Source organism: Mycobacterium ulcerans subsp. shinshuense, from assembly GCF_002355775.1.
Classification (GTDB): domain Bacteria; phylum Actinomycetota; class Actinomycetes; order Mycobacteriales; family Mycobacteriaceae; genus Mycobacterium; species Mycobacterium marinum.
Genome location: NZ_AP017624.1, coordinates 5,686,234 through 5,698,838, shown reverse-complemented (window position 1 = coordinate 5,698,838; position 12,605 = coordinate 5,686,234). Strand labels below are relative to the sequence as shown.

11 protein-coding genes and 1 pseudogene are annotated in these 12,605 nt (G+C 67.7%); 5 read left to right on the top strand and 7 right to left on the bottom strand.

Features of this window, described 5'->3' with window-relative positions; all coding sequences use genetic code 11:
• Positions 1 to 13: 13 nt before the first annotated feature.
• Positions 14 to 1,321 (top strand): M1 family metallopeptidase, encoded by a 1,308-nt coding sequence (locus SHTP_RS25310; protein WP_420866638.1) that lies wholly within the window; start codon positions 14 to 16, stop codon positions 1,319 to 1,321.
• 12 nt (positions 1,322 to 1,333) lie between these two features.
• On the opposite strand, the gene SHTP_RS25305 is transcribed toward SHTP_RS25310, so the two are convergent.
• Together SHTP_RS25305 and SHTP_RS25300 are read right to left on the bottom strand one after the other, a co-directional pair.
• The gene (locus SHTP_RS25305; protein ID WP_096372141.1) at positions 1,334 to 1,720 is read right to left on the bottom strand and encodes a DUF2237 family protein; all 387 of its coding nucleotides are present in this window, start codon (positions 1,718 to 1,720) and stop codon (positions 1,334 to 1,336) included.
• A 64-nt stretch (positions 1,721 to 1,784) separates the two neighbouring features.
• A complete protein-coding gene (locus SHTP_RS25300) occupies positions 1,785 to 2,120 on the bottom strand; it encodes a PE family protein (RefSeq protein WP_096372140.1) in 336 nt (111 codons plus the stop codon).
• Positions 2,121 to 2,665: 545 nt separating this feature from the next.
• Here SHTP_RS25300 and SHTP_RS25295 point away from each other — a divergent pair.
• Positions 2,666 to 3,049 carry a hypothetical protein gene (locus tag SHTP_RS25295; protein WP_012396793.1) on the top strand — a complete coding sequence of 128 codons (384 nt, stop codon included), beginning with the start codon at positions 2,666 to 2,668 and terminating at the stop codon, positions 3,047 to 3,049.
• Between the two features lie 129 nt (positions 3,050 to 3,178).
• Here SHTP_RS25295 and SHTP_RS25290 read toward each other — a convergent pair whose 3' ends face one another.
• The 3 genes and pseudogenes from SHTP_RS25290 to SHTP_RS25280 all read right to left on the bottom strand — a co-directional run bounded on the left by SHTP_RS25290 (position 3,179) and on the right by SHTP_RS25280 (position 6,451).
• The gene (locus SHTP_RS25290) at positions 3,179 to 3,928 is read right to left on the bottom strand and encodes an SDR family NAD(P)-dependent oxidoreductase (protein WP_012396794.1); all 750 of its coding nucleotides are present in this window, start codon (positions 3,926 to 3,928) and stop codon (positions 3,179 to 3,181) included.
• Positions 3,925 to 5,165 (bottom strand): annotated as a pseudogene (locus SHTP_RS25285) (MBL fold metallo-hydrolase). Before SHTP_RS25285 ends, SHTP_RS25290 begins: the two are co-directional and overlap by 4 nt.
• Positions 5,166 to 5,179: 14 nt before the next feature.
• Positions 5,180 to 6,451: a sulfotransferase family protein gene (locus SHTP_RS25280; protein WP_096372139.1), complete on the bottom strand. Its 1,272-nt coding sequence runs from the start codon at positions 6,449 to 6,451 to the stop codon at positions 5,180 to 5,182.
• On the opposite strand from SHTP_RS25280, the gene SHTP_RS25275 reads away from it, so the two are divergent.
• From SHTP_RS25275 to SHTP_RS25265, 3 genes are all read left to right on the top strand, one after another.
• Positions 6,357 to 6,929 carry an NINE protein gene (locus SHTP_RS25275; protein WP_338101595.1) on the top strand — a complete coding sequence of 191 codons (573 nt, stop codon included), beginning with the start codon at positions 6,357 to 6,359 and terminating at the stop codon, positions 6,927 to 6,929. The genes SHTP_RS25280 and SHTP_RS25275 overlap by 95 nt on opposite strands.
• Positions 6,930 to 7,138: 209 nt before the next feature.
• A complete protein-coding gene (locus SHTP_RS25270) occupies positions 7,139 to 7,522 on the top strand; it encodes a YbjQ family protein (RefSeq protein WP_020726924.1) in 384 nt (127 codons plus the stop codon).
• A 58-nt stretch (positions 7,523 to 7,580) separates the two neighbouring features.
• On the top strand, positions 7,581 to 7,940 hold the full coding sequence (locus tag SHTP_RS25265) for a hypothetical protein (RefSeq protein WP_172900605.1): 360 nt from the start codon (positions 7,581 to 7,583) through the stop codon (positions 7,938 to 7,940).
• Between the two features lie 91 nt (positions 7,941 to 8,031).
• Here the strand turns inward: SHTP_RS25265 and SHTP_RS30580 are convergent, their stop codons facing one another.
• Together SHTP_RS30580 and SHTP_RS30575 are read right to left on the bottom strand one after the other, a co-directional pair.
• On the bottom strand, positions 8,032 to 10,203 hold the full coding sequence (locus SHTP_RS30580; RefSeq protein WP_420866637.1) for a hypothetical protein: 2,172 nt from the start codon (positions 10,201 to 10,203) through the stop codon (positions 8,032 to 8,034).
• Positions 10,086 to 12,305 carry a PE family protein gene (locus tag SHTP_RS30575; RefSeq protein WP_420866636.1) on the bottom strand — a complete coding sequence of 740 codons (2,220 nt, stop codon included), beginning with the start codon at positions 12,303 to 12,305 and terminating at the stop codon, positions 10,086 to 10,088. Before SHTP_RS30575 ends, SHTP_RS30580 begins: the two co-directional genes overlap by 118 nt.
• Positions 12,306 to 12,605: the final 300 nt, after the last annotated feature.

Below are 12,605 nucleotides of genomic sequence, written 5' to 3'. Positions count from 1 at the left end.
AGCATCCGCCAAGATGCCGAAGAAAGCTATCAAAATCATCGATCCATACCTGCCCCAGAACGGCAACTTCGGCTACCGGGTTTCACGCTACGAGCTGGACCTGGAATACAAGGTTGCGATCAACCGACTGGCGGGAACGGCGACGATCACCGCGGTGACCCTGACCGAGTTGCAGGAATTCACCCTCGATCTATCCGATGCGCTGTCGGTGTCGAAGGTGTTGGTCAACGGCAAGCGCGTCGCGCGCTTTGCCAGCCGCAACGGCAAGTTGCGCATCGGGTTGACCTCGAAGCTGGCTACCGGAGTGGCGTTTTCGGTTCTCGTGCGTTACAGCGGAGCGCCGCGGCCCCTGCAAACGCTCTGGGGTGAAGTCGGATTCGAGGAACTGACCGAAGGGGCGCTGGTGGCCGGCCAACCCAACGGCGCGGCCTCGTGGTTTCCGTGTAACGACCATCCCAGCGCGAAAGCGGCGTTTCGCATCCAGATCAGCACCGAGAGCTCCTACCGGGCGATTGCCAACGGTAAGCTCGTCGGGCAGCGGGTACGGGCGTCACAGACCGTGTGGACCTACGAGCAGCCCGAACCCACCTCGACCTACCTGATCACCCTCCAGGTCGGCGTCTACGTCATGGCCCGGATGTCCAGGTCCCCGGTGCCGATCAGGGCGGCGCTGCCCGAACGGCTGCGCTCCGAGTTCGACCACGACTTCGCCGGGCAGCCGGCGATGATGCAGTTGTTCATCGATCTGTTCGGCCCGTATCCGCTGGCGAACGGATACACGGTCGTGGTCACCGACGATGCTCTGGAGATACCGCTGGAGGCGCAAGGCATCTCGATCTTCGGCGCCAATCACTGCGATGGCACCCGTTCCAGCGAACGGCTCATCGCGCACGAACTGGCGCACCAGTGGTTCGGTAACTCGGTGACGGCGCGGCGATGGTGCGACATCTGGCTGCACGAGGGATTCGCCTGCTACGCCGAGTGGCTCTGGTCGGAGCACAGCGGCGGGCCCAGCGCCGATGAGCTGGCCCGCTATCACCACCAGGAGCTGCGGGGGAAACCGCAAGACCTGCTACTGACCGATCCCGGGCCCCAACTGATGTTCGACGATCGCGTCTACAAGCGCGGCGCGTTGGCCCTGCACAGCCTGCGCGGGCGGTTGGGTGACGCGAAATTCTTCGCCCTGCTCAGGGATTGGACGACGCGGTACCGGCACGGCACGGTCATCACCGACGACTTCACCGGCCTGGCCGCCAACTACGCCACCGAGTCGCTACGGGACTTGTGGGACACCTGGCTGTATTCGACCGCAGTGCCCTGACGCCGCCGGCCACTACAAGTTGGCCAGGTCATCGGGTACATCGACGGCGTGTTCTTGCAGCACCTCGAGTGGCACCACTTCCAGTGCCCGCTCGTTGGTGGATGCCAGCACCACCGGCGCGGCGCAGCCGTCATAGTGGGCACGCAGCCAATTCACCGCGACGACGCACCAGCGGTCGCCTGGCAGCAGTCCGGGAAAGCGGTACTCCGGCACCGGGGTGGACAGGTCGTTGCCGATCGAACGCTGATGTTCGAGGAACTCGGCGGTCACCACCGCGCAGATCGTATGCCGGCCAACGTCCTCGGGCCCGGTAGCACAGCAGCCGTCACGATAGAACCCGGTGGGCGGCTTAGTCCCACACTGCTCCAACGGATTACCCAGCACGTTGCGATCAGCCACCTGCCCAGTATCGCTCGTTCAGGCGCGAAATTGGCTGAAGCGGCGGGGATACCCAGCCACACGATCAGACGTTCGCCAACGCCGATCCCGAACGCCATCCGACGTCGATCAGGTTTCTGGCCACCGCCACGTCGGTGTCGGTGTACATCCGCGCGATCGCGTTGACGGCCTCGCCGGCCCTCCTGAGCTCTTCCTGCGCCGCCTGATTGAGGGCAAGCATTTGTCCGGCGTGTTTAGTGAACGCCAGCATCGCCTGGGTGGAAACCTCGTCGGCCCCAGCCGGCCGCACTGAAGTTATGGAAGTGGCCGCCGTCGCGTCGGCCTGCAGACCCCGAAAGACGCCTTCGGCCAACTGCGCACCAATATCGGCGGCGACCGGATAGATCGACATCGACTGCATCTGGTCCTCCTTAGTTGCGCGGACTTGGGCCCGATGACCGCAACGGCCGGATGAGCGCACACCAGTCCCGGATGGACCGTGACCGTGTGAGCGACACCACGACCAATGTCTATAGCGACAGTAGTAATTGGCCATAGTTATATTCGTCAAGACTTTTACCATGGCGTTAGATTCCCGATGTTGAGCCCGGGGCAACGCCGGTAGCCGTTATGCCACCGCATATTTCGCGACTCGGCTCGTTCGGAGGCCCCTCCCGACGACTGGGCGGGCAGGACAGATGCGTGCGCTCGCAAACCGCGCCGCAGCGCTCATCGCACCCCCGGGAATCGCCGCGAGGCGGCTCCCGAACCGGCCGGCATTGCCCGCCCCCACCGACGCCGCCGGGCCCGTCTTTCGAGCATCCGATGATGCGCGGCCCGCTACTGACGTTTGTCGGGCCGAGGTTTCACACGACGAAGGTGCGACGCACGCTGTACCAAAGCCGCCCCAGGGCCATACCCCCCTCGGGTTTGCTGGCAAATTTACTTCGCGGTAGGTTCAGCCGCGTGATACTTACCGGTGCCTTTCTCGCGGACGCCGCTGCCGCGGTAGACAACAAACTCAACGTGTCGGGCGGCGTGCTGTCCCGTTTCGCGGTCGGGCCTGATCGTCTGGCCCGGTTTGTCCTGGTAGTGCTGACCCAGTCGAACCCGGGCAGCACGGATCGGCAGCTCACTGTCGAGGCACGGCCTCCCGCGGATGCCGAAGCCACCCGGCTGCAATTCGAGGTTCCGGAGGCCGCCGTGGCCGAGTTTCCGGGCTTCGCCTTCTTCGAGATCCAGCTGCGCCTTCCCATCGACGGCCGCTGGGAACTCGTGGCCAGCTCCGACACCGGGTCGGTCACGCTTCCGGTGCTGGTCACCGAGATGCCCCAACAGTTGGGCTTCTAGGCCCCCGTCAGTACCCTCCCCGGCCGCCCATCGGGGTCTGTGAGCGCCAGAAACGCGGTCCGATCGGGAAGCGGGCTCGGGACATCGGCGGTGACTTCCGGGGCATAGCCGTTGCCCTGCAGCGTCGCCTCAGACGCAATCCGAGGCGCCGTCGACAACGAACACCGCCCCGTTGGTGTAGCTGCTGTGTTCGGTGCACAGGAACGCCACCGTGGGTGCGATGTCGCCGACTGATCCGAAGCGGCGCACCGGAATATGAGCAAGCTCCGCATCCACCAGCTCGGTCGCGAGATGCATCGGCGCGGTCATCGGGGTATCGATCGTGCCCGGCGCCACGGCATTTACCCGGATGCCCTTGGCCGCCCACTTGACCGCCAGGTTTCTGGTGACACAGATGATTCCCGCCTTGGCGGCTCCGTAGCCGGGGACCAAGGTGACCGCGCGCAATGCCGACATCGATGCCATGTTGACCACGCTGGCGCCTCCCACCGCGGTCGATGCCTTCAGCGAGCGGTAGAGACCCATGGTCAGCCGGTACGGACCGGTCAGATTGAGCTGTACCGAAGCGTCAAAACCATCCGGCTTCGATTCATCAAGTCCCCCAGGGAAATTCGCGCCGGCGTTGTTGACCAGGACATCCAGCCGGTCGAAGTGCTGTGTCAGCTGGGCTATCGAATCCGGGTCGGTGAGCTGCAGTTGCCGGTAAGTCATGCCGGACAAGTCGGTGTCGTAGTCCGCGGACCCCGGCTTGGTTCCGGTGACGGTGACCTGGGCCCCCGCGTCCCGGAACAGCATCGCGATCCCATGTCCGATCCCGCTGGTACCGCCGGTGATCAGGGCCGCAGTCCCAGTGAAATCGAAGCTCACCCGCGCCGTCATGAGTGGCTCGCTATCTGACGCTCTAGCCATGCGCTTTCCCAGAAGTTGGTACTGCAGGCGAGCAGGTTTTCGTGGGCTTGTCTGAGTACCTCACGGGCGCCCGGGTGGTCCCGCTCGATCAGCTCGGCAAGGTGGATCGCTTGCACCGGGCGGCCGGAGACCAGATGAGCGCGGGCTCGATCCACAATCGCATCCGCGCCCGCCAGGTCCACCACATCGGCGGCGACAGCGTCGAATCCCACCGGATACAGCTCGGTTATCCAGCGATGGTGGAACCAGCCCGAGTAGTTCTCCCAGATCGCCCGCACGTCCCAGGCCACCGTCCCATATCCCTGGCCGACGTCGTATTCGGCGGGGAGCACGATCTCGCGCATCAGGGTTTCCACATTCTTGCCGGCGTTCATCCCGGCGACGGTCTGATCGTGGACGTATGTGATGGCGTCGCGCAGTCGGGTGAGCTCGCAATAGATGAGCTCGGCGCCGGTCATCGGGTCAAAATGACCGGTCACCAGAATTTCGGGGCGCAGCGCGCGCACCCGCTCGATCGAGGCGATGGCAGCCAGCGCGTCGCGGTACCGGTCGCCACGCATGGTGACGAGGTTGGGGATGTGGCCGAATAGCGGACCAAAGGTATTTCCGCACAGACATATTCGTTCCTCCGGCAGCCAGACCACCAACGAGTCGGTCGTTTCTCCCCCCCCCGGTACCGACACCAGCTCCATCCGTCGGCCGCCGACTTCCAGGACGAGCGTGTCCGCGAAATCAAGATCGACGTTGGGCACGCTCTGGCCGGCCAGGCGGGTGGTACCGAGACGTCGCTGGATCGCCTGGATGCCGGCGCTCAGCGTGTCTTTGAAGGCGAAGGCACTGCGGCTGGCCCGATACGGGATGAGGCGCTCGTTGTCGTCGCGCCAGAGGGTCCAGTTCGCTTGTGCGACAACCTTTGTCCCGGGTCGCGCACGCTGTCCAGGCCACCGACGTGGTCCACGTGGCCCTGGGTCAAGATGATGTAGCGCACCGGCGAGCAGTCCACGGCATCGAAATTCGCGCGGTGCACCGGGCCCTCAAATCCCATCCCTGTGTTGACCACCACCCGACCGTCAGCGGTGGTCAGCAAGTAGGAGTTCGACAGTCCCGGTGAACACCACAAGCCTGGCGCGATCTGCTCAGCCCGCTCAGCGGCCGCCGGGCGCATCGCATCGGCGCCCGGCCTGCTGCGGTAGACCGGTTCGAACATCGCGGTCGTCTCCTTCACTCGGGGCGGACATCAAACCTGTCGAAATAGAAGTCGAACCGTTCCCGAAGTTGCTCGGCCGAGCTGCCGAAATGACGTTGCAGGTGGTAGCGCACCCGACCGTGCTTGCCGCGCGGATTGCCGTCCAGATACTGCTGAAACAGTCCGCGAACCTTCGGGGTTATCGCGACGCCGCTGCACCGGTAAAGCTCGTCCAGTAGCGCCATTTCGTTGCCGTTGAGCTGATGGAAGCCGATGTCGATGCTGCGGTCGGGCGGCACAATGTCACGGTCACGCACGCAGGCCCACAGCAGTGGATACACGCGGTCGCTCCAGTAGTCCAGCAGCCAGCCGGCGTCGATGCTGGTGCGGCGCAGCCGGTCAGTGTAGGCCATCATGGTGATGGTCGACTGGATCACCGCCACCGGATCACGGTGCGTGAAAGCCACCGTGGCGTCGGGAAAGGTCGCCATCAACGGGCCCAGCTGCTCGCAATGCTGCGGGCTCTTGAGGACCCAGGTTTGCGGGCCGCGCAGAAACGTCAGCGCCTGCAGCACCTTCTTCAGGTAGGCGTAATGGCGGCGTTGGTCGAGCCCCAGATAGTAGTCGCGCCAATCGGGCACCCGCGCATGCCATTCCACGACATAGGAGGCCAGGTCCAGGTCGAGGAGCTCCACTTCCTCCTCGATCGCTTCGGGAAACCGGTCATGCATGGCGGCCACCACCGGAGCGGTGGCCATCAATGCATCATGCTCGGTTTTGGCCCTGGTGTAGCGCGGGTCGACGCCGAAGATGTCGGGGCCTTGGCCTCGGGCCGGGATCGGGTCTTGACTCTCCCAGTACGGCAGCGCACGCCGGCGCGGATCGGCAGCGAGCAGGTTCACCAGATGGGTGGTGCCCGACCTCGGCATGCCCACCACGACGAACGGTTTTTCGATCCGGATCGATTCGATCTCGGGGTATCGGCGGATGAGGTCGGTCAATGAGAGGCGGTTGCGCAGCAGCCGAACCACTCGCTGCCGCAAGGACGAGCGGGTGAGCTGGGTGAGACCTTGGTCGCCTTCGATCGCTGCCACATGGGCCCTCAAGCGGTTTCCGAAGCCGTCGGTGTCGCCAAGGTCGTCGCCGACCCCGGCCTGGTCCACAGCTTCGGCGAGCAGTGCCGCGATGTCGAATTCGACGTGTCTGGACTCGATGAACTGCAGAACCTGGCGCTGGACGTCGGTCAGCACGGGCCTCGTCAGATCGTCAAAGTCGATGTCAGCGATGTCAGTGCTGGAAGGTTCCACCGGATCCCCACTTCGACTTCGAGATACTCCAAAGACGGTAGCCGCGGGTGTGGCCGTTTCGTCAAGCGACACCGGCTGGGGCCGGGGTAGCGTGGGGAGGCGAGATTACGAGGGGGTAGTGCTAGCCGATGGCGACACCGAATCAACCCGGAGGTTCCTCCGACGAGCCCCCCCCTGGGTCGGGCAGCCTTACGGCCAGCCGGGCCCCAATCCCCAGTTCCCACCGTCATGGGGGTATCCGGCTCAACCCGGGGGCCAGCCACAGCCATACCCCGGCAACCCGTCGTACCCGTACCCCAATTTCGCCCAGGCGCCAGATCCGCAGGCGCCCTTTGGACGCGATCCGATCAGCGGTGTGCCCCTTTCCGATAAGTCGGCCGCCACCGTCGGACTGCTGCAGCTGTTTTTCGGTTTCGCCGGGATCGGCCGGTTCTACGTCGGCTCGAATTCCGTTGCCACGGCTCAGTTGTGCCTCTGACTCGGCGGCCTGGCCTTCACCGTTTTCTGCCTCATCGGCTTTCCGTTTCTCATTGCCGCGGTGCTGTGGGGAATCGTTGACGCGATCATGATCTTCACCGGCAACGTTGCCGACAGCTACGGCCGCAAGCTGCGCTAGGCGCCCCGCCCACGCAGCGGTAGTTTGCAGCGCAATCACGTCGTATCGAACGTCCGCAGAAAGGTGGCCCGGTGCTCGTTGTCACGACCAATGACATTCCCGGTTGGGAAATCCAGCGGGTGTGCGGCGAAGTCTTCGGACTGACCGTTCGTTCCCGAAATGCCTTCTCCCAGATAGGCGCCGGATTCAAATCGATGTTCGGCGGCGAGTTGCAGGGCATGACCAAGAACCTGGCAGAGAGCCGCAATGAGGCGATGGCCCGGCTGATGACCGAGGCCCGCAACAAGGGCGGCAACGCGATTATCGGGATGCGCTTCGACACCACCGAGCTCGGTGACGTATGGACCGAGATCTGCGCGTACGGCACTGCGGTGCAGGCGGTGCCGGTCACCGATGCCGCACGCTACACCGCGTCGCAGCTTGGTTATGGCGGCGCACCCCAGCCTCAGCAATAGCCGCGGGGCGCTCCGAGCCCCGCCGAGCGTGCCGTGACCAAGGCTGTAGGTTCGGGGAGTGATAGTGGGGGCTTTTCTAGCCGAAGCGGCCGCTGCGGTGGATAACAAGCTCAACGTATCCGGCGGCGTTTTGTACCGATACTGGGTCGACACCGACCGGGCAGCACGGTTTCTGCTGGTGGTGTTGACCCAGACCGAAACCGACGACCCCCACCAGCGGATCGAAGTCGAGATCAGACCTCCTACCGATGACGAACCCCTGCTGATGGGATTCGAGCTGCCCGACGCCGCAACCACCGCCGAGGTCGGGTTCGCCATCTTCAACGTTGAGGTGAGCCTGCCCGCCGACGGCCGTTGGGTAATTGTGGTGACCGGAGGAGCGGGAGCGATCTCGCTTCCGTTGTTGATCAGCGGGTAAAACGGGCCCGGCTCGGCGAGATCCCAGTTATTCGCTTGTCCTGCAGGCCATCTTCTAACGCCGGACCGGGAATGGTTGGGTGTGGCATCGCTCAGCCCGGGTTGCCTGGTTCACCGTTGATCCCGTTATCGGAAGGCGCGCCACCCGCGCCCGTCCCGCCGAGGCCTCCGAACCCACCGCCGCCGCCTTGGCCGCCGATGACACCGAACCCGCCGTCACCACCGTCGCCGCCGTCGCCGCCGAAGCCGCCTAGTTTGCCATCGCCGCCTATCCCTCCAACGCCACCGGTACCGCCGGAGCCACCAGTGCCGCTTCCGCTAGCGCTACCGCCGCCGCCGCCGTCACCGCCGGTGCCGCCACTGCCGCCGACCGTGAACAACATGTCGCCCCGACCACCATTGCCGCCGGCCCCGCCGGCGCCTCCGACACCACCTACCCCGTCCTCGGTGGCACCTCCCAAGCCGCCGGAACCGCCCGCCCCGCCAACTCCACCATCTATGACGATGGTGCCGATAGCGGCATTGCCACCCTTGCCGCCGATACCACCGGCGCCGCCGACACCATCCCCGAATGCTTGACCACCGTTGCCACCGTTGCCACCGAGGCCGCCGCCCTCGCTCGCGCCGCCGGTGGCGTTTCCTCCGGCGCCTCCGGCCCCTCCTGCGCCTCCGGTGCCGTAGGTGCCAGTGGCGCCCGACGCTCCGCCGTCGGTACCGGCACCACCTGCCCCGCCCAGACCGCCCGAGCCGCCGTTGCCGCCGAGGCCGCCATTCGACGGGATGATGCCATCGTTACCCGCTCCGCCGGCCCCGCCGGCACCATCGGTGCCGCCCTTGCCACCGTCGCCGCCACCAACTCCATTCACGCCGGCCCCACCGGCACCACCCTTACCGCCATCGCCACCTTGGGAGCCGAAACCGCCGGTAGCTCCTGCCCCCACGCCATCTGCTCCCGACTCGCCGACACTGCCGTTCCCGCCGGCCCCGCCATCGCCGCCGTGGCGGGCATCGCCAGCGGCACTAGCGCCATTGACGCCGGCAAGTCCTGCGGCGCCGCCAGCCCCGCCATCGCCGCCGTTGATACGGAAACCGCTCGGGTGGATATGGCCATCGCCGCCGCGGCCACCCACTCCGCCGTCACCGCCGTCACCGTTACGTGCGCCGCTGCCCCCACCGGCGCCTCCATTCCCGCCGGCCCCGGCGTCGCCGCCAGCCCCGGGGCCAGGGACACCCGGGCTGGCGGTGCCGTTCGCGCCGGCCCCGCCATTGCCGCCGGCCCCGCCAGCCCCGCCGTCACCGCGGACACCCGCGCTGTTGGTGGCTAGTCCCCCAACGCCGCCGGAACCTCCCGCGCCGCCGTGGGCGCCGGTCGCGGCGCTTCCGTCAATGCCCGCGCCGCCGGACCCACCGGCCCCACCAGCGCCGGCGTCACCACCGTTACCGGCGACACCAACCCCAATACCTGCCGACCCGCCGTCGCTGCCGGACCCACCGGCCCCACCCACACCGGGTGTGCTCGTACTGGAGCCGCCGTCGCCGCCGTGGCCGCCTATGCCGCCGGCACCGCCGTCACCGTTAACACCACCGACGCCACCGGAGTCACCGCCGGTTCCCCCGGCACCACCTGCGCCACCGATACCACCGGCAGCACCGGTGTTGAATCCGCCGCTTAGGCCTGCACCGCCGGCACCGCCCGCACCGGCGTGCCCGCCGTCACCAGCTGAACCCGCGATACCCGCACCGGCGCCCGCGGCACCACCAGCGCCGCCATCGCCGCCGGCTCCACCACCACCGGCCGTAGCCGCACTATCGCCACCGAGGCCGCCAACACCGCCCGCGCCACCGGCACCGCCGTCTCCGTTGACGCCAGTAGACCCGGCGCTGCCGCCAGCACCGCCAGCCCCGCCCATGCCGCCGTCGTAACCGAACAGGCCCGGTCCTTCGGCATTGCCGCCGGCGCCCCCGACGCCGCCATCGCCGCCGGCACCGCCGGCACCCGTGTTACCCGCACTGCCACCGCTGCCACCCGTGCCGGCCGCACCACCGGAACCGGCCGCACCACCGGCACCACCTGCGCCGCCGTCGCCGCCGTCCACGCTAGCGGGGACGCCGCTGGCCCCGGCACCACCCGTGCCGCCTGCGCCGCCTACACCGCCAGCACCGCCGCTGCCGTTGACTCCGCCCGCAACACCATTGCCGCCGACGCCACCAGCTCCACCGGCACCTCCGGCCTTCCCGGCCGTGCCCGGGTCGCCCGAGACCACTCCTGCGCTGCCGTCGTCACCAGCGCCACCAGCACCCCCGGCGCCACCATCACCAGCGCTACCGCCGCACCCGCAGCGCCTCCGGTGCCGCCGGCTCCCGCCGCGCCACCAGTTCCGGCGGCGCCACCAGTACCGCCGGTTCCGCCGTCACCGCCGGCCACACCGGCGCCGATACCACTGGCCCCGGCACCGCCGCCGCCACCGGCACCACCGTTGCCGCCAGCACCACCAGCACCGTTGACGCCGTTGAACGCGGCGCTGCCGCCGGCTCCGCCGGCACCACCAGCACCACCAGCCCACCCGGCCGTACCCGAGTCACCCGGGTTGACGCCTACGCCACCGTGGTCGCCGGCGCCACCATCACCGCCATCACCACCGGTACCGGCCACACCCGCAGCACCGCCGACGCCACCGGTACCGGCCGCGCCACCCACGCCGGCCGCACCCCCAGCACCCCCGGTCCCGCCGTCACCGCCGGCCACACCCGCACCCACACCACTAGCCCCCGCGCCACCGGCACCACCAGCGCCGCCAGCACCACCAACACCGCCACTGCCGTTCACGCCACCGGCACCGGAGTCACCCCCGGCACCACCAGCACCACCAGCGCCACCGGCAAAACCAACCGTGCCCGCCTCACCCGGATTCACCCCGGCCGCACCCTGATCACTAGCGCCACCACTACCCCCGGCACCACCATCACCACCGGTACCGGCCACACCCGCAGCACCGCCGACGCCACCGGTACCGGCCGCGCCACCCACACCGGCCGCACCCCCAGCACCCCCGGTCCCGCCGTCACCGCCGGCCACACCCGCACCCACACCACTAGCCCCCGCGCCACCGCCACCACCAACGCCGCCAGCACCACCAGCGCCGCCACTGCCGTTCACGCCACCGCCAACACCGTTACCGCCCGCACCGCCAGCGCCCCCAGCGCCACCGGCAAAACCAACCGCACCCGCCTCACCCGGCGCAACACCAGACACACCCTGGTCACCGGCGCCACCCGCACCACCAGCGCCACCAGCACCGCCAACACCGGCAGCCGCGGTCTGCCCGGCGTTACCCCACAGCCATCCACCGGAGCCTCCGGAACCCCCGGCACCGGCGGCACCACCGGCGCCGCCATCGCCACCAGCACCGCCCGCCATATCGAAGCCCACACCGCTGGCCCCGGCACCTCCGCCGCCGCCTAGCCCGCCCGAAGCGCCCTCGCCACCGACCCCGCCGGCGCCGAACAACAACGATCGGCTCGCACCCCCGACACCACCAGCACCACCCGCGCCACCGACACCGCCAATACCTCCCGTGCCTCCTGGAGTACCGCTGTCGACGCCAGCTGCCCCACCACCACCGACCCCGCCCGCACCGCCGGCTCCGCCGGTGCCAAACAACAACGAACGCGCCACACCCCCGGCGCCACCAGCACCACCATGCCCGCCGATGCCACCGGCGCCGGCACCCACGCCCCCAGCACCACCCACACCACCGGAGCCACCCGCACCCCACAACCAGCCACCACTGCCCCCGGCCCCACCAGACCCGCCGGTCATACCCGCAGCACCGACGCCACCGGCACCACCCACGCCACCGGTGCCGATAAGACCCGCGGAACCACCGGCTCCACCGTTGGCTCCGGCCGCCCCCGACCCACCATTTCCGCCGTTGCCCCACAAGATCCCGCCGGCCCCACCGGCCTGCCCAGTGCCCGCGACCCCATCAACTCCATTACCGATCAACGGACGGCCGAACAACGCCATACTCGGCGCATTGACCACCCCCAGGGCCTGCTGCTCGAGCTCCTGCAACGGCCACATATTCAGCGCCTCGGCCTGCCCATAGGCGCTCCCGCCCGCGGTCAGCGCCCGCACGAAGTCGTCGTGGAGCAACGCCACCCGAGCACCCATCGCCTGGTACTCCCGACCGAAACCACCAAACAATTCCGCAATCGCGGCCGACACCTCATCACCGGCAGCCGGCAACACCCCCACCGTGGCACCGGCCGCCGCCAGATTGGCCTCCCGAAGCCCCGCACCCAGACCCGCCAAATCCCGAGCAGCCGCCTCCAACAGACCCGGACCCACCGAAACAAACGACATCACACCACTCCTCTGCGATAGGCGGGCACCATCGGAAAAATGGGCAAAACCGCTCGTCACCCATCGGCTCCAGTGCCGATTCCCGCGTATCGTAAGTAGCGATGTGGCGAAATATATTGCCACACAGGTTATTTGAAACAAATCTGTCTAGTACGTGAAACCAATGTCTCGAACGGGAAGGCGCCGCCTCAAAACGGCTCTAGGCCGAGACCACACGTTGAAGGGACGCGACACCCGCCACTGGAGGGAGCAGTGGCTGGAGAGTTCTATGGTCGACCCGGTGCGTCACCGTTCGCGCGA

Excerpts from the sequence above, each read along its gene's own strand:
- SHTP_RS25290 (WP_012396794.1), bottom strand. The coding sequence starts at position 3,928 with ATGACGGCGCGGGTGAGCTTCGATTTCACTGGGACTGCGGCCCTGATC.
- SHTP_RS30575 (WP_420866636.1), bottom strand. The coding sequence starts at position 12,305 with ATGTCGTTTGTTTCGGTGGGTCCGGGTCTGTTGGAGGCGGCTGCTCGG.
- SHTP_RS25300 (WP_096372140.1), bottom strand. The coding sequence starts at position 2,120 with ATGCAGTCGATGTCGATCTATCCGGTCGCCGCCGATATTGGTGCGCAG.
- SHTP_RS25310 (WP_420866638.1), top strand. The coding sequence starts at position 14 with ATGCCGAAGAAAGCTATCAAAATCATCGATCCATACCTGCCCCAGAAC.
- SHTP_RS25275 (WP_338101595.1), top strand. The coding sequence starts at position 6,357 with ATGAACTGCAGAACCTGGCGCTGGACGTCGGTCAGCACGGGCCTCGTC.